Here is a 15,971-nt window from a genome sequence, read left to right on the forward strand (position 1 = left end):
CACCGGAGATCCCATGGATCGATATTGCCAACATTGGCAACCATGTCAGGCATGTCTACCATAAGATTGATGCGGAGATCTTATGGTAGATCTACGAGAACGATCTGGATGCACTTGAGCATGCGGTCGAGAGCATGCGTGCGATGTTTGCGACCCAAGACGATGATGCATCCGACCACTGATGCCCACTCGCTTCGTCTCCCAACCCTGAGCTTTGCCCGCTAAGCACAGGCCGCCTGCGCAAGGCGCAGTTGCACTGCAGCGCGCGAACCGCTAGGCATCCCTCTCCCACCGTGACGTGCCTCGGAGACGCTGATGAGCCGCAACCTGCAGGTGGCAGCCGCAAGCGTTGCAATCGGGCTCATCGTGCTGGCCCTGAAGGGCGCGGCCTATTGGGTCACCGGCTCCATCGCCCTTCTGTCCGATGCCCTGGAGAGCATCATCAACGTGGCGGCGGCGCTCGCCGCCTTCTTCGCGCTCCAGATCAGCGGCCGCCCGGCGGACGAGAACCACCAGTACGGCCACCACAAGGCGGAATATTTCTCCGCCGTGCTGGAAGGCGTGCTCATCGTCCTCGCCTCGCTGTCGATCCTGCGCGAGGCCTATTACGGCTTCCAGGATCCGCACCTGCCGGACCAGCCGCTGAACGGCATGCTGCTCAACGGCGCGGCCACCGTCATCAACGCCATCTGGTGCACGGTGCTGATCCGCGTCGGCCGGGCGCGGCGCTCCCCGGCGCTGATCGCGGACGGCAAGCATCTCCTCACCGACGTCATCACCTCCGTCGGCGTGCTGATCGGCTTCGTCCTGGTGCCGGTCACCGGCTGGCCGCAGCTCGACCCGCTGCTGGCGGGCCTCGTGGCGCTGAACATCCTGTGGACCGGCTGGGGCCTGATGCGCGAATCGGTGGGCGGCCTCATGGACGCGGCGCCGCCGGCCGACGTGGTGGCGCGCATCCGCGACCTCGTATCCACCCATGCCGCCGGCGCCATCGAGGCGCACGACCTGCGCACCCGCCACGCCGGGCGCATGACGTTCGTGGAATTCCACCTCGTCGTGCCCGGCGACATGACCGTGGCCGCCGCGCACGAGATCTGCGACCGCATCGAGCGCGCGCTGGAGGAGGAGATGGACGACACCATCATCACCATCCATGTGGAGCCCGAAGGCGAGGCGAAGCATCGCGGCGTGGTGGTGCTTTGACCGGGGCGACAGCGCCACGCATTGGCAGCGGCCGGCCGAGGCGCTAAAGCCCCGGCCATGACCGCGCCCACCTTCCCCGACCTCGTGCCCGACCTTGCGGCCAAGCTGCCGGAGCTGCGCGGCCGCCTGACCGCCAACGCCCCCCTCGCCGACATCACCTGGTTCCGCGTCGGCGGCCCGGCGCAGGTGCTGTTCCAGCCCGCCGACGAGGCCGACCTCGCCTATGCCCTCGCCCACCTGCCGGCCGCTCTGCCGGTGACGGTGATCGGCCTCGGCTCGAACCTCATCGTGCGCGACGGCGGCGTGCCCGGGCTCGTCATCCGGCTGGGCAAGGGCTTCTCGGACATATCTGTCGACGGCACGCGCATCACCGCCGGCGCAGGCGTGCCGGACGTGAAGGTGGCGCGCACGGCGGCGGATGCCGGCCTCGCCGGCCTCGCCTTCCTGCGCGGCATCCCCGGCGCCGTCGGCGGCGCGCTGCGCATGAACGGCGGCGCCTATGGCGGCGAGACCAAGGACGCGCTCGTCTCCGCCCGCGCCGTGGACCGCGCCGGCCGGATCCATGTGCTGACCCTGGCCGACATGGGCTTCACCTACCGCCACAGCGCGGTACCGGAGGACTTCATCTTCACCCGGGCGACCTTCCAGGGCACGCCGGGGGATGCCGCCGCGATCCAGGCGGAGATGGACCGCATCACATCGTCCCGCGAGGCCACCCAGCCCATCAAGAGCCGCACCGGCGGCTCCACCTTCAAGAATCCGGACGGCCACAAGGCCTGGCAATTGGTGGACGCCGCCGGCTGCCGGGGGCTCGTGATGGGCCGCGCCCAAGTGTCGGAGATGCACACGAACTTCCTCCTCAACCTCGGCGGCGCCACGGCGGCGGAGATCGAGGGGCTGGGCGAGGAGGTGCGCCGGCGCGTGCGCGAGACCAGCGGCGTGACGCTGGAGTGGGAAATCAAGCGCATCGGCCTTCCCGCCGCCTGATGCGCCCCTCGCCCCATTCGCGGCGCCTTTAGGGAATTACACACCCGCAGCGGTCTTAATGCGCTGGTCCGTCCCGCACAGGGCGCGCCATGCCTGTGGCCGCGCCGTGCAGCCCGCGCCGATCCGGCCGCGGGGCCGGCGGTTCTCGCATTTGTCCCGCCCCGTGACGGCGGGCCTCAGGAGCATGGGCGATGGCGAAACACGTGGCGGTGCTGATGGGCGGCTGGTCCCCGGAGCGGGAGGTGTCGCTGCGCTCGGGTGCCGCCTGCGCGGCGGCACTGGAGGAGGCGGGCTATCAGGTGACGCGCGTCGATGTCGGCCGCGACGTGGCCGAGGTGCTGGCCCGGCTCAAGCCGGACGTGGCGCTGAACGTGCTGCACGGCTGCCCGGGCGAGGATGGCACGGTGCAGGGCATCCTGGAGATCCTGCGCATCCCCTATTCCCATTCCGGCGTGATGGCCTCGGCGCTGGCCATGGACAAGGTGCGGGCCAAGGTGGTGATGGCCGCCGCCGGCGTCCCCGTGCCCGGCGGACGGCTGGTGACGCGCGCCGAGGCGGCCCAGGCCCACGTGCTGCCCCCGCCCTATGTGCTCAAGCCCAATGCGGGCGGCTCCAGCGTCGGGGTCTTCATCGTCAAGGAAGACCAGGCCCACCCGCCGCAGGAACTGTTCCGCCCTGACTGGGCGTTCGGCGAATCACTGCTGGCGGAGCCCTTCATTCGCGGTTTCGAGCTCACCTGCGGGGTAATGGGCGACCGCGCCCTCGACGTGATCGAGGTAGAAGCTGTGCATGCTTTTTACGATTACGAATCCAAATATGCAGTTGGCGGCTCCCGCCACATCCTTCCGGCGCGCATTTTACCCCAAATTTACCAACAGGTCCGGATGCTGTCCCTGGAAGCGCACCGAGCGCTCGGCTGCAGGGGGGTCTCCCGCGCTGACTTTCGCTACGACGACACGGCTCCCGAGGGAACCGGGCTCGTCTGCCTGGAGGTCAACACGCAACCCGGCATGACCGAGACGTCCCTGGTGCCGGACATGGCGGCCCATGCGGGCATTTCCTTCGGCGAGCTTGTGACATGGATGGTCGAGGACGCGACGCTGGACCGCTGAGGGGCGAGGCCGACATGGCCGACCGCACCGCGACCCGGCCCCGCACCGCCGATGCCGACGCCCGTCGGTTCGCAGCGGCGCGCCGCCACAAGCCGCGCCCGATCTCCGACTTCCGGGCGCCGAGCCGCTTCGTGCTGCTGCTGCACCGGCTCTCCATCCGCCTGTCCGCCTCGCCGCTCGGCCGGCGCGGCGGCGGCATCCTGGCCTCGCTGGTGATCGGCGGGTTCGTCGCCTACGGCGTCGTGCTCGGCGGCCATGTGGAGGAGGCGCGCGAGCTGGCGGTGGACCTGGGCGACGTGGCCGCCAATGTCGCCGGCTTCAAGATCACCCAGGTGGGCCTGTCCGGCCAGAACCACGTGACGCCGGCCGAGATCCTCGCCGCCGCCGGCATCAAGCCCACCACCTCCCTGCTGTTCGTGGATGCCGACGCCACCCGCCAGAAGCTGGAGGCCATGCCGTGGATCGCCAGCGCCACGGTGCGCAAGCTCTATCCCGACCGCATCGAGATCGCGGTGGTGGAGCGCGAGGCCTATGCGCTCTGGCAGGTGAACGGCGAAATCCGCGTCATCGCCAAGGACGGCATGCCCATCGCCCCCTATTCGGACGATCCGCGCTACATCAGCCTGCCCATCGTGGTGGGCGAGGGCGCGCAGAAGAAGGTGCAGGAGATCGTCGACGCGCTCGGCCGGCTGCCGGCGATCCGCGATCAGGTGCGTGCCGCCATCCTGGTGGCCGAGCGCCGCTGGACGCTGAAGCTGCGCAACGGCATCGACGTCCGCCTGCCCGAGGTCGGGCTCGACGGCGCGCTGATGGAACTGGCCGACCTCGACCGCGACAAGAAGCTCCTGACCCGCGACATCACCATCGTGGACCTGCGCCTGCCCGACCGGGTGGTGGTCCGCCTCTCCGATTCCGCCGCCGATGCCCGCATGCAGATGCTGAAAGCGCGCGCCAAAGCCAAGAAGGTAGGCGCCACATGAGCAGATCCCGCCTCGCCCAGGGTTTCGCCCCCAAGATGCGCCCGCTGCCGCCCAAGAAGAGCGGCATCATCGGCGTATTGGACATCGGCACCAGCAAGATCGTCTGCATGATCGCGCGGCTGAAGCCGCGCCCGCCATCCGACGTGCTGCGCCGTCGCACCCATTCCATCGACGTGCTCGGCATCGGCCACACCCGCGCCCACGGCGTGAAGGGCGGCGCGGTGGTGGACATGGGCCGCGCGGAGGCCGCCATCCGCCAGGCGGTGGACATGGCCGAGCGCGCCTCCGGCGTGCAGATCGCCTCCGTCATCCTCGGCGTCTCCGGCGCCCGCCTGTCCTCGCAGCATTACGAGGCACAAGTCCGCCTCACCGCCCCGGCGGTGGAGGAATTCGATATCCGCCGCGTGCTCGAAGCCGCCTCCACCTATGCGGTGGGCGACGGCCGCGCCGTGATGCACGCGCTGCCGGTGGGCTATTCGCTCGACAACCGGCGCGGCATCGGCGAGCCCTGCGGCATGCTCGGCCGCGAGCTGGGCGTGGACATGCACGTGGTCACCGGCGACCTGACCTCCCTGAAGAACCTCGTGCTGTGCGTCGAGCGCTGCCATCTCGGCATCGAGGCGATGGTGGCCGCGCCCTATGCGGCGGCCCTGTCCTCCCTGACCGACGACGAAATGGAGCTTGGCGTCACGCTCATCGACATGGGCGCGGGCACCACAACCTTCTCGGTCGTGGCCGGCGGACACTGCGTCTATGTGGACGGCATCGCGGTCGGCGGCCAGCACATCACCAACGACGTGGCCCGCGGCCTGCCGGCCCGCCTCGCCGACGCCGAGCGCCTGAAGGCGCTGCACGGCGCGGTGGTGGCGGTGTCGTCCGACGACCACGACATGCTCACCATCCCGCCTTTGTCCGGCGACGAGCGCGACCAGCCCAACATGGTGCCCAAGTCCCGCCTCGTGACCATCGTGAAGCCACGGGCGGAAGAGATCGTCGAATTGATTCGCGACCGCCTGCGCGCCTCCGGCCACGTGGGTGACGCGGGACGCCGGCTGGTGCTCACCGGCGGCGCGGCGCAGCTCCAGGGCCTGCCGGACCTGCTGGCGCGGGTGATCGGGCCGCAGGTGCGCATCGGCCGCCCGCTGGGCGTCTCGCGGCTGCCGGAGGCCGCCCGCGGCGCCGCCTTCGCGGTGGCGGCGGGACTGCTGGTCTACCCGCAGGTGGCAGGGCTCGAACACTTCGAGCCGCGCCGCCGCCAGGCCGCCGGAGCCGAGGGCGGGTCATATTTCGGTCGTGTTGGTCAATGGCTGCGAGACAGCTTTTAGAGATGGTTAACCGTGAGGCCCTTAACTAGGGGCACACCACGGATTCGGAACCGTCGGGACAGCGCTTCGGGCGCAACGGAGTGAGGACATGTCGATCAACCTTCAGATGCCCGACATTCGGGAGTTGCGGCCCAGGATCACGGTGTTTGGTTGCGGCGGTGCCGGTGGCAACGCGGTCAACAACATGATCACCGCGGGTCTCACCGGCGTTGAGTTCGTGGTGGCCAACACCGACGCCCAGGCGCTCTCCCTCTCCAAGGCCGAACGCCTCGTGCAGATGGGCGTGGCGGTGACCGAGGGCCTCGGCGCCGGCTCCCAGCCGGAAGTCGGCCGCGCCGCCGCCGAGGAAGTCATCGACGAGATCCGCGACCACCTGTCCGGCTCGCACATGGTGTTCATCACCGCCGGCATGGGCGGCGGCACCGGCACCGGCGCCGCCCCGGTCGTGGCCCGCGCCGCTCGCGAGCTCGGCATCCTCACGGTGGGCGTGGTGACCAAGCCCTTCCACTTCGAGGGCCAGCGCCGCATGCGCGTCGCCGAGCACGGCATCAACGAATTGCAGAAGACGGTCGACACCCTGATCGTCATCCCGAACCAGAACCTGTTCCGGGTCGCCAACGAGAAGACCACCTTCGCCGACGCCTTCGCCATGGCCGACCAGGTGCTCTATTCCGGCGTCGCCTGCATCACCGACCTGATGGTGAAGGAAGGCCTCATCAACCTCGACTTCGCCGACGTGCGCGCCGTGATGCGCGACATGGGCAAGGCGATGATGGGCACCGGCGAAGCCTCCGGCGACAAGCGCGCCATCCAGGCGGCGGAAGCCGCCATCGCCAACCCGCTGCTGGACGAAATCTCCATGCGCGGCGCCGGTGGCCTCTTGATCTCCATCACCGGCGGCAACGACATGACGCTGTTCGAGGTGGACGAGGCGGCGACCCGCATCCGCGAGGAAGTGGACCCCGACGCCAACATCATCCTCGGCGCCACCTTCGACCAGTCGCTGGACGGCATCATCCGCGTGTCGGTGGTCGCCACCGGCATCGACCCGGCGGTGGTTCCCGAGCAGATCGCGACCAGCGGCAACGGCCTGCCGGATCTCGGCGGCCGCAAGATGTCGAATGCCGGCCGCGTCGCCGTGGAACAGGCCCGCGAGGCCCAGATCCGCAGCGCGGTGGCCTCCATCTCCGCCGAGGACCTGATGTCCATGGAGCCGGCCCCGCCCGCGCCCCAGCCGCAGCAGACCGTCTATCGCGACCCGGCGCCGCAGCAGGCCCGCCCTCCCATGCCGGAGCGCCCTCAGCCGGCGCAGTCGGTGGTGGATGACGTGACCATCCGCGCCGCTGCGCCGAAGCCCTCCTTCTTCTCCGAGCCGGAGCAGCCGCCGGCGCCACCGCCGGTGGTGGAGGACGAGTTCGCTCCCTACATCCCGCCGCAGGCCCAGCGTCCCCGCGCCCCGCGCATGCCGCGCGTCGAGGAACTGCCGGTGCCGGCGCAGAACCAGATCCGCGCCCAGCGCGGCGAAGCGCCGGTCGAGCAGAAGCGCATGACGCTGCTGCAGCGCCTCGCCAACGTGGGCATGGGCCGCCACCATGACGAGCCGGAAGCCCCTCCGGCCCGCCGCGAGCAGCCCAGCATGCGGGCGCCGGAAGCCCGCGGGCCTGCGCCCCGCCAGGGCGAGCCGCCGGTGTCTGAATTCGCCAAGCGCCCGCCCACCCGGCCGCAGCAGGAAGTGCCCAGCCGTCCGGCGCCCCAGCAGGGCCACGACGACGACCAGCTGGAAATCCCGGCCTTCCTCCGCCGCCAGGCGAACTGAAGTCCCGCTGCGGCGCGGCATCGGCCACCGGCCGATTCGCGCCGCGCGGCTCCCGGGGCCCGGCCCCGGTGGGACACGACCGTCCGAATCCGGTCCCACGCTCTGTAACACTGCCCCTCGCGCCCGGAGCCTGCTCCGGGCGTAACTTTTTGATAATGATGAATTATTTGCCCGCTAAGCTTGGTAACAGGCGGTAAGCAAGCGTGATTTGGCGCGGCGCACACCACCGACTAGGGTGCAGCCCATCCGAAGGGCTCCCACGCTCTCCGCCAGCCTAGACAGGCAAGCGCGGCAAATGTGGTCCCCCCGGATGTTGGTTTGGGGGCGAAGAAGTGGCAGGGCTTTCCAGCCACCGCTTCGAGACGGATGGTTCCACTGATGCAGACCACACTGGCCGGTACGGTCACGCTCACGGGCGCCGGAGTTCACGCGGGTGTCGAAACCCGTCTGCTCCTGAAGCCCGCTCCCGTCGACACCGGCATCGTCTTCCTCCGCACCTTCGCCGACCAGGCTCCCCGCAAGATTTCCGTGTCCCGCCAGTCGGTGCAGGCCACCGACCTCGCCACCGTGCTTGGCGACAAGAGCGGCATCCTCGTGTCCACCGTCGAGCACCTGCTCTCGACGCTCTCCGGCCTCGCCATCGACAATGCGCTGATCGAGATCGACGGGCCCGAAGTTCCGATCCTGGACGGCAGCGCCGCCCTCATCGTCGCGGCCATCGACCGGGTCGGCACCGTCTCCCAGAAGGCGCGCCGCAAGTTCATCAAGGTGCTGAAGCCGGTGCGGGTCGAGAACGGCGCCGCCTTCGGCGAACTGCGCCCCTATGACGCCGGCTTCCGCGTCGAGGTGGAGATCGAGTTCGACCATGTCGAGATCGGCCGCCAGCGCTTCGCCGCCAACCTGACCCCCGCGGTGTTCCGCCGCGAGCTGGCGCACGCCCGCACCTTCGGCTTCCTGAAGGACGTGGAGCGCCTGCGCGGCGCCGGCTTCGCGCGTGGCGCCTCGCTGGAAAACACCGTCTGCCTCGGCCCCGAGGGCATCCTCAACCCCGAGGGCCTGCGCTGCCCGGACGAGTTCGTGCGCCACAAGGCGCTGGACGCGGTCGGCGACCTCGCCCTCGCCGGCCTGCCGCTTCAGGCCCGCTATGCTTCGTTCCGCGGCGGCCACAAGCTGAACTTCCAGGTGGTGGACGCGCTGCTGGCGGACCGTTCCGCCTATGCCATCGTGGAAGCCCCGGAAGCCCGCCGCCGCGACGCCGCCGAACTGGTGTTCGGTCAGCCCATGCCGGCCTTCGCCCCCGAGCGCTGAGCCCTGGACCGGGCCGGCGCCCGGCCCGTCAGAAACAACTCCCCCGAATGACCGGCGCCTGAGGCCGGTTCGGATGGCTTGAGATCTTCGGAACGGCCGCGCTCAGTCCGGCACGATCCGATAGGCGCTGCCCACAGCCTCCACCCGCCCGAACCCGCTCACATGCCCGCCGGCAACGCTCCAGCCTTGCCGGGCGGCCTGTTCCAGCGCTCCGCGCCGCGTGCGCGCGGCCGCGGCAGGGTCGAGATCATACACCAGGCCGACGTCCGGATCGGCGGGCTGAAGCGTCTCCAGGTGCAGCATGTCCGCCCAGAGCAGCAGACGATCCGCGCCGTCACCGATGAGATAGCCGGTGTGGCCGGGCGTGTGGCCCGGCAGCGGGCACGCATCGATGCCTGGCATGACCGTCCCCGGACGGATGGGGCGGATGCGCCCGGCATAGATGCGCTGCAAGGCCGCGGCGATGTCGAAGCCGCCCTGCCGGGCCTTCGGGATCGCCGCACGGGCCTCGGCATCGGTGAAGAAGGCCAGATCCGCCTGCGGCACCAGAATCTCTGCCTCTGGAAAATAAGGCGCCTCGCCATCGAACAGGCCGAGGGCATGGTCGCCATGGACATGGGTGAGCAGAACGCAGCCGACCTCGCCGGGTGCCACGCCGATGCCGGCGAGCGCCGCGCGGGCATGGCCGAGATGCGCGCCCCAGCTCGGGCCGGTGCCGGCATCCACAAGGACGACACCGGAGGGACCGCGCAGCGCGAAACAGTTCACGTCCATGCGCAGGGCGGGCAGCCCCCAGGCGGCGATCGCCTGCCGCCGCGCGCCCTCGCCGGCGACATGGACCAGCGCTTCCGCGGGCGCCTCGAAGACCCCGTCGCGCAGCAGGAACACATCATAGGCGCCGAAGCGCCGGGGGCCATATTCCATTCGCGCGGGTTCCGGTGTGGTCCGCCTCCTTACAGCACGGTGCCGGCGCGGTGGTCCAGGGCCCGGCAACCGGCCCCCTGCCGCTGCGGCGAGGCTTGCCGCCGGAGCACACCCGGTCTATTTCCTCTTTCCGGAATGACGTTTGCGGTCTGTTCATGACCGCCCGCCACAATGCCGGCGGAAAGCGCCATTAGCGCCGTAAGCGGTGGCCTCCTCGCCAGCAGAGGCATGCGCCTCAATGGGATCTGAACGTATGCGCCTTTTCATCGACGCGGTTCCGTTTCGCGCTGGGACTGCCCGCGCCGCGGCCCTGCTGGGTGTGCTTCTCGTCTCCGCGACGCTCGCGGGCTGCGCCAACGACAAGGACGTCACCCCCCCCGACGAGCCGGCCGAGAAGATCTACAACGAGGGCCTGACCCTCATGCGCAAGGGCGAGATGGACGCCGCCGCCAAGCGCTTCGAGGACATCGACCGCACCCACCCCTATTCGGAATGGGCCCGCAAGGCGCTGCTGATGGACACCTATGTCTATTACGAGGCGGGCAAGTACGACGAGGCCATCGCCGCCGGCAAGCGCTACATGACGCTGCATCCCGGTTCGCAGGACGCGCCCTACGCTTCCTATCTGGTGGCCTCGGCCTATTTCGACAGCATCCCCGACATCACCCGCGACCAGCGGCGCACCCGCCAGGCGCTCGACGCGCTGGACGACGTGATTCGCAAATATCCCAACACCGAGTATGCCGCCGGCGCCAAGCGCAAGGTGGAGGTGGCCCGCGACCAGCTCGCCGGCAAGGAGATGCTGGTCGGCCGCTACTATCTTGAGCAGCGCAACTACACCGGCGCCATCAACCGCTTCAAGGTGGTGGTGACGCAGTATCAGACCACCCGGCAGGTGGAAGAGGCGCTCATGCGCCTGACCGAGGCCTACATGGCGCTCGGCATCGTCTCCGAGGCACAGACCGCCGCCGCCGTGCTGGGCTATAACTTCCCCGACAGCCCGTGGTACAAGGACGCCTACAAGCTGGTGCAGTCCAAGGGCGTTCTCCCGCAGGAGAACAAGGATTCCTGGATCAGCCAGTCGTTCAAGAAGATGGGCCTCGGCTGATACCCCATGATCTCGTCCCTCTCGATCCGGGACATCGTTCTTATCGAGAGGCTTGACCTCGCCCTGTCGGACGGCCTCACCGTCCTCACCGGCGAGACGGGCGCGGGGAAGTCGATCCTGCTCGATGCCCTGTCCCTGGCGCTCGGCGGCCGGGGCGACGGCGCCCTGGTGCGGCATGGCGAGGCCAAGGGGCAGATCACCGCTGTCTTCGACATCGCGCCGGGCCATCCCGCCCGCGCCCTGCTCGCCGAGGCCGACATCGCCGACGAGGGCGACCTGATCGTCCGCCGGGTGCAGATGGCCGACGGGCGCACACGCGCCACCATCAACGAACAGCCGGTCTCGGTGCAGACCCTGCGGGCGCTCGGCGCGCTGCTGGTGGAACTGCACGGCCAGCATGACGACCGCGCTTTGGTGGACCCCGCCAGCCACCGCGCGCTGCTCGATGCCTTCGGCGGCCTGATCCCCGACGTGCAGAAGGTGAGCGCGCTGTGGCGCGTCTGGCGCGCCATCCTGTCCGAGGCGGATGCCGAGCGCGCCCGCCTGGAGGCCGCCGCCAAGGAGGCTGACTTCATCCGCCACGCGGTGGAGGAATTGACCGCGCTCGGCCCCGAGGACGGCGAGGAAGCGCTGCTCTCCGAGCGGCGCACCTTCATGATGCGCTCGGAGAAGATCGCCGGCGACCTGTCCGAGGCGCTCGACGCCGTGGGCGGCGGCGCCTCCCCCGTGCCCTCGCTCGCCGCCGCCGTGCGCCGGCTGGAGCGCCGCGCCGGCGAGGCGCAGGACCTGGTTCTGCCCGCCGTGGAGGCCATCGACATCGCGCTCGACGCGCTGGAGACCGCGCGCAGCCACCTGGAGGCGGCCATCGCCGCCACTGCCTTCAACCCACGCGAGCTGGAACGGATCGAGGAGCGGCTGTTCGCTTTGCGCGCCGCCGCCCGCAAGTATGGCGGGGCGGTGGACGACCTGCCGAAGGTGGCGGCGAAATTTTCCGCCGACCTCGCCGCGCTCGACCGCAGCGCCGCGACCCTGGCCGGGCTGGAGACCCGCACGGCGGATGCGGAAGCCGCCTATCGCGCCGCCGCCGACAAGCTGGCCCAGCGCCGCGCCAAGGCCGCCGCCGCCCTGGACAAGGCGGTGGATGCGGAACTGCCGCCCTTGAAGCTGGAGCGGGCGCACTTCACCGCCCGCATCGACAGCGACCCCGCCCAGGCGGGCCCGGAAGGCTATGACCGGGTGGAATTCTGGGTGCGCACCAACCCCGGCACCCGCCCCGGCCCGATGATGAAGGTGGCCTCCGGCGGCGAGCTCTCCCGCTTCCTGCTGGCGCTGAAGGTGGTGCTGGCGGATCGCGGCTCTGCCCCCACCCTGATCTTCGACGAGATCGACAGCGGCGTCGGCGGCGCGGTGGCGGACGCCATCGGCCAGCGCCTCGCCCGCCTCGCCGGCAAGGTGCAGGTGCTGGCGGTGACCCACGCGCCGCAGGTGGCGGCTCGTGCCGGACAGCACCTGCTGATCTCCAAGGCCAGCGCCGCGGGGGCGAAGAAGGACGCGCCGGTGACCACCCGCGTTCAGCCCCTCACCGACGACCACCGCCGCGAGGAGATCGCCCGCATGCTGGCCGGCGCGACGGTGACCGCCGAGGCGCGCGCGGCGGCGGACCGGCTGCTGGGGGCGGAGGGCTGACCTGAAAAAGGCAACTTTTTAGTTGCATGTTTCGGCGGCCAATGCCCTAATCAGGCAACCGGGAGGTTGCTGATATGAGCACTGACATGAGCCAAGACATCGACACCGCCGATAGCAACGTCGTCACCAAGACCATCCTGCTGAAGGCGCCCATCGACCGCGTGTGGCAGGCCCTGACCGACCATCGGGAATTCGGCGCTTGGTTCCGCGTGCGGCTCGAGACCCCTTTCGTGCCAGGCGCCCCGACGAGCGGGCAGATGACCGTGCCGGGTTATGAGCATGTGCGCTGGTCGAGCGTGACCCAGCGCATGGATGCGCCGCACGTCTTCGCCTTCACGTGGCATCCCTACGCCGTCGAGCCGGACGTGGACTATTCCGCCGCAACACCGACACTGGTGGAGTTCCGCCTGACGGCGGTGGACGGGGGCACCCGCCTCGTCGTCACGGAGACCGGCTTCGATGCCCTGCCCGCCCATCGCCGCCCGGATGCCTTGCGCATGAACTCACGTGGCTGGGCCGCACAGATGGACAATCTTCGCGGGCATGTTGAACCCTAGCCTTTCCCCCGACGCCGCCGCCCCGCTCTTCGCCGCGCTCGGCGACCCCACCCGCCTCTCGCTGGTGCGGCGCCTGAGCGACGGCGAGGCGCGCTCCATCGCCCGCCTGTCGGAGGACACCGACCTCACGCGGCAGGCGGTGACGAAGCATCTGAAGGTGCTGGAAGGCGTCGGCCTCGTCAGCAGCACCCGCAGCGGGCGCGAGAGCCTGTTCGCGCTCCAGCCGGAGACGGTGGGCGCGGCGCGCGACTATCTGGCGAGCGTGTCGCGGCAGTGGGACGATGCGCTGGGACGGCTCCGGGCCTTCGTCGAGTAGGCCGGCGCGCCCGGCCATCGGCGATCTCCCGTGCGCATGAGTATAGCCAGCTATATTGCGCTTACAACACTACCGCCAAAGAGTCTTCGCCCTGCGCACATCTTCAGGAGAACACTCGACTTTTTCTCATACTGCTACGTCACCCCGGAGCATCGACGCCACTCGTCTCCTGCCTGTGCCACCTCTATTGAAGAGAGCCTGCAACCAATGGTATTGGTTAAGCAGGACTTAAGGTGGGGGCGGGTTATGGAAATCTCCTTTGATGGAGTCTCGGCCGCCGAGGCCGGACTGCTGGCGCGTGAACTGAGCATTGAGCTGAAGACTCTCGGGGCGCCGTCGAAAAGCCTTCAGATCAAGCGCTCATCCGAAGAGAATATGGATCTCGGCACGCTGCTGGGCGTCGACCTCAGCATGATGACTGAATTGCTGACCGCCGCCGGCGGCGTCACCGCATTCGCCCAGAGCATCTACAATCTCGTGCGCAAGAATTCCGTGACGGTGCACATCCACGGGCTGGAAAATTCCACCGTCATCCCGCCGAAGACCGCCTCGCTGGAGCAGATCGAGGAGATTCTGCGCCGCCTGAACAAGACGGACAATTGAGATGCGCCAGCTCGGCGTCATCATCCTCGGGGCCAGCACCTATGATTACTGGCAGAGCCTGAGCGATCCGCGTTTCGCGGCCTCGGCCAAGGCATTCCGCCGGCTGTTCGCCCATGGCGGGGCGCTGGGCGAGGCGGGCGCCGCCGCGCAGGTGCTCGATCTCTACGATTCCCCGGCCTCGGCCGACGACATCACCAGCCAGATCGTCGAATTCGTCGCCGAGTCCGAATTCGACGACGTCATCCTCTATTATTGCGGCCACGGCTTCATCTCCGCCGACCGCAAGGGCTATTGCGTCACCCTGCGCCGCACCAAGGAGCTGACCAAGACGTCAAGCAGCCTGCTGGTGCGCAACCTCGCCCATGACCTCAGCGAGCACCTCATCGGCAAGCGCACCTTCATCGTCTTCGATTCCTGCTTCTCGGGCGATGCGGTGAAGGAGTTCATGGCGCCGGGCTTCCTCGACAATTTCGTGGAAGACTATTTCATGGAGAGCTTCCCCCGCAGCGGCACGGCGGTGATCTACGCCACGTCCGGCGGGGACGTGGCCCTGTCCAAGCAGCAGGACACCATGACGCTGTTCACCGGCACGCTGGTCTCGGTGCTGAGTAGCGGCCTGGAGGCGAAGAAGGACGCCGCGCTCATCTCCTGGCGCGATGCCGTCGAGCAGGTGCGCAAGCTGACCAAGGAGCGCCTCGGCGTCGCCGCCCCGCGCCCCAGCATCACCGCCGTCAAGAGCGACGACGGCGACATCACCACCATGCCGTTCTTCGTCAACAGCGCCCATGCCGTGACGCCGCCGGCGGCACCGGCCCCCGTCCCCGCCGCGCCGCAGCCGGCTCCCCTGTCCGCCGCCGCGCCGGCGCAGGCGCTGGTCGTCGTGCCGCCGGAACGCCGCGCCGGCCCGCGCCGCGTCATGCTGGCGGCCGGGATCGCGGCGGGGCTGCTCGCCCTCGGCTCGGTCTTCTACGTGCTCGACGAACGCCAGACGCAGCGCATGTCCGAACTGCGCCAGGACATCGGCGGCAAGGCCGCCCCGGGCAGCGAGAGCGCGGCGGTCACGCAGGCCGCGAAGGATGCCGCCGCGGCCGCCGCCGAGGCTACGCGCCAGCGCACGGCCGAGCAGGAGGCCCAGCGGCAGGCGGCCGAGCGCCAGCAGGCGGAGCAGCTTGCCGCGCTGCGCCAGCAGCAGGCGGACGCCGAGGCAGCCCGGCTGCGGGCCGAGGAGGCGGACGCCGCCCGCCGCAAGGCCGTCGCCGATGCCGAGCGGGCCCGTGCCGAGCGGATTGCCCAGGCCGATCTCTGCGATCAGCTCGCCGCCAGCCCCTATGACCGCAGCAAGGCCGAGACCGCCATGGGCGTGAGCTTCCAGACGCTGAAGCTTCAGGCCAGCGACGCCATCGCCGCCTGCGCCGGCGCGGTGAATGCCTTCCCCGCCGAACTGCGCTTCAAATATCAGCTCGCCCGCGCCACCCAGGCCACCGACCCGCGCCAGGCCCTGGCGCTGGAGACCGAGCTGACCCGGGCGAACTATCCGGCGGCGTTCGATAATTTCGGCTGGCTGACGATCCAGCAGCAGAAGGACTACCCGGCCGCCGTCGCCGCCTTCCGGCGCGGCGCCCAGCTCGGCGACCCCGCCGCCATGGTCAGCCTCGCGCAGATGATCGAGGAGAAGCGCTTCACGCCGCAGACGCCGCAGGAGAGCAAGGTCGAGCTCTACCGGCGTGCCGCGGCCATCGGCCACCAGGGCGCGGCGACCGCCTATCTCGCCGCGCTCCAGGAGGAGCAGGACAAGGCGGCGGCGGCAGCCGCCAAGGCCCAGCAGCGGGCGGCTGCCCAGCAGCAGCAGCAGCAGCAGCGCGCCGCCGCCCAGCAGCCCAAACCTGCCGCGCAGCAGCCGCCGGCGCCCTCGGCCCAGGAGCAGGCCGCCGCGGCGGCGGCCAATGCCGCCGCCATGGGAACGATGATCAACGTCATCGGCGGCATCGCCAGCAGCGTGCGGCGGTGAGGCGGCGGCCGACGCACGGCCGCACCTGGCCCGGGACG

Annotated in this window: 14 protein-coding genes; 13 read left to right on the plus strand and 1 reads right to left on the minus strand. The window is 69.8% G+C overall.

The window, feature by feature from the left end; genetic code table 11:
• Positions 1-315: 315 nt before the first annotated feature.
• From YU1_RS0106930 to lpxC, 7 genes are all read left to right on the plus strand, one after another.
• On the plus strand, positions 316-1,203 hold the full coding sequence (locus YU1_RS0106930) for a cation diffusion facilitator family transporter (protein WP_029003452.1): 888 nt from the start codon (positions 316-318) through the stop codon (positions 1,201-1,203).
• A 57-nt stretch (positions 1,204-1,260) separates the two neighbouring features.
• Positions 1,261-2,190, plus strand: a complete 930-nt coding sequence (murB, locus tag YU1_RS0106935) for a UDP-N-acetylmuramate dehydrogenase (RefSeq protein ID WP_029003453.1) — start codon at positions 1,261-1,263, stop codon at positions 2,188-2,190.
• A gap of 191 nt (positions 2,191-2,381) precedes the next feature.
• A complete protein-coding gene (locus tag YU1_RS0106940) occupies positions 2,382-3,302 on the plus strand; it encodes a D-alanine--D-alanine ligase (protein ID WP_029003454.1) in 921 nt (306 codons plus the stop codon).
• A 14-nt stretch (positions 3,303-3,316) separates the two neighbouring features.
• Positions 3,317-4,282: a cell division protein FtsQ/DivIB gene (locus tag YU1_RS0106945; RefSeq protein ID WP_084539711.1), complete on the plus strand. Its 966-nt coding sequence runs from the start codon at positions 3,317-3,319 to the stop codon at positions 4,280-4,282.
• Positions 4,279-5,607, plus strand: coding sequence for a cell division protein FtsA (gene ftsA, locus YU1_RS0106950; RefSeq protein ID WP_245263249.1), 1,329 nt, complete (start codon positions 4,279-4,281; stop codon positions 5,605-5,607). Before YU1_RS0106945 ends, ftsA begins: the two co-directional genes overlap by 4 nt.
• 88 nt (positions 5,608-5,695) lie before the next feature.
• A complete protein-coding gene (gene ftsZ / locus YU1_RS0106955) occupies positions 5,696-7,423 on the plus strand; it encodes a cell division protein FtsZ (RefSeq protein WP_029003457.1) in 1,728 nt (575 codons plus the stop codon).
• Between the two features lie 366 nt (positions 7,424-7,789).
• Positions 7,790-8,731: a UDP-3-O-acyl-N-acetylglucosamine deacetylase gene (gene lpxC, locus YU1_RS0106960; protein ID WP_029003458.1), complete on the plus strand. Its 942-nt coding sequence runs from the start codon at positions 7,790-7,792 to the stop codon at positions 8,729-8,731.
• 102 nt (positions 8,732-8,833) lie between these two features.
• Here the strand turns inward: lpxC and aidB are convergent, their stop codons facing one another.
• Entirely contained in the window at positions 8,834-9,655 is an 822-nt protein-coding gene (aidB, locus tag YU1_RS0106965; protein WP_029003459.1) for an AidB family quorum-quenching N-acyl homoserine lactonase, read from the minus strand.
• A 253-nt stretch (positions 9,656-9,908) separates the two neighbouring features.
• Here aidB and YU1_RS0106970 point away from each other — a divergent pair, with 253 nt between their 5' ends.
• The 6 genes from YU1_RS0106970 (at position 9,909) to YU1_RS0106995 (ending at position 15,933) form a co-directional block, all read left to right on the plus strand.
• Positions 9,909-10,763: an outer membrane protein assembly factor BamD gene (locus tag YU1_RS0106970; protein ID WP_029003460.1), complete on the plus strand. Its 855-nt coding sequence runs from the start codon at positions 9,909-9,911 to the stop codon at positions 10,761-10,763.
• Between the two features lie 6 nt (positions 10,764-10,769).
• Entirely contained in the window at positions 10,770-12,449 is a 1,680-nt protein-coding gene (gene recN / locus YU1_RS0106975; RefSeq protein WP_029003461.1) for a DNA repair protein RecN, read from the plus strand.
• 86 nt (positions 12,450-12,535) lie between these two features.
• The gene (locus YU1_RS0106980; protein ID WP_029003511.1) at positions 12,536-13,006 is read left to right on the plus strand and encodes an SRPBCC family protein; all 471 of its coding nucleotides are present in this window, start codon (positions 12,536-12,538) and stop codon (positions 13,004-13,006) included.
• On the plus strand, positions 12,993-13,322 hold the full coding sequence (locus YU1_RS0106985; RefSeq protein ID WP_029003462.1) for an ArsR/SmtB family transcription factor: 330 nt from the start codon (positions 12,993-12,995) through the stop codon (positions 13,320-13,322). The genes YU1_RS0106980 and YU1_RS0106985 overlap by 14 nt, the downstream gene beginning before the upstream one ends.
• 246 nt (positions 13,323-13,568) lie before the next feature.
• The gene (locus tag YU1_RS34215) at positions 13,569-13,925 is read left to right on the plus strand and encodes a hypothetical protein (protein WP_029003463.1); all 357 of its coding nucleotides are present in this window, start codon (positions 13,569-13,571) and stop codon (positions 13,923-13,925) included.
• 1 nt (position 13,926) lies between these two features.
• Positions 13,927-15,933, plus strand: a complete 2,007-nt coding sequence (locus tag YU1_RS0106995) for a caspase family protein (protein WP_029003464.1) — start codon at positions 13,927-13,929, stop codon at positions 15,931-15,933.
• The last annotated feature ends 38 nt before the right edge of the window (positions 15,934-15,971 follow it).

Source organism: Azorhizobium doebereinerae UFLA1-100 (genome assembly GCF_000473085.1).
Classification (GTDB): Bacteria; Pseudomonadota; Alphaproteobacteria; order Rhizobiales; family Xanthobacteraceae; genus Azorhizobium; species Azorhizobium doebereinerae.

Bases quoted from the DNA above. Each gene is read 5' to 3' on its own strand.
- YU1_RS0106930 (WP_029003452.1), top strand. From the start codon at position 316: ATGAGCCGCAACCTGCAGGTGGCAGCCGCAAGCGTTGCAATCGGGCTC.
- murB (WP_029003453.1), top strand. From the start codon at position 1,261: ATGACCGCGCCCACCTTCCCCGACCTCGTGCCCGACCTTGCGGCCAAG.
- YU1_RS0106940 (WP_029003454.1), top strand. From the start codon at position 2,382: ATGGCGAAACACGTGGCGGTGCTGATGGGCGGCTGGTCCCCGGAGCGG.
- YU1_RS0106945 (WP_084539711.1), top strand. From the start codon at position 3,317: ATGGCCGACCGCACCGCGACCCGGCCCCGCACCGCCGATGCCGACGCC.
- ftsA (WP_245263249.1), top strand. From the start codon at position 4,279: ATGAGCAGATCCCGCCTCGCCCAGGGTTTCGCCCCCAAGATGCGCCCG.
- ftsZ (WP_029003457.1), top strand. From the start codon at position 5,696: ATGTCGATCAACCTTCAGATGCCCGACATTCGGGAGTTGCGGCCCAGG.
- lpxC (WP_029003458.1), top strand. From the start codon at position 7,790: ATGGTTCCACTGATGCAGACCACACTGGCCGGTACGGTCACGCTCACG.
- aidB (WP_029003459.1), bottom strand. From the start codon at position 9,655: ATGGAATATGGCCCCCGGCGCTTCGGCGCCTATGATGTGTTCCTGCTG.
- YU1_RS0106970 (WP_029003460.1), top strand. From the start codon at position 9,909: ATGCGCCTTTTCATCGACGCGGTTCCGTTTCGCGCTGGGACTGCCCGC.
- recN (WP_029003461.1), top strand. From the start codon at position 10,770: ATGATCTCGTCCCTCTCGATCCGGGACATCGTTCTTATCGAGAGGCTT.
- YU1_RS0106980 (WP_029003511.1), top strand. From the start codon at position 12,536: ATGAGCCAAGACATCGACACCGCCGATAGCAACGTCGTCACCAAGACC.
- YU1_RS0106985 (WP_029003462.1), top strand. From the start codon at position 12,993: ATGTTGAACCCTAGCCTTTCCCCCGACGCCGCCGCCCCGCTCTTCGCC.
- YU1_RS34215 (WP_029003463.1), top strand. From the start codon at position 13,569: ATGGAAATCTCCTTTGATGGAGTCTCGGCCGCCGAGGCCGGACTGCTG.
- YU1_RS0106995 (WP_029003464.1), top strand. From the start codon at position 13,927: ATGCGCCAGCTCGGCGTCATCATCCTCGGGGCCAGCACCTATGATTAC.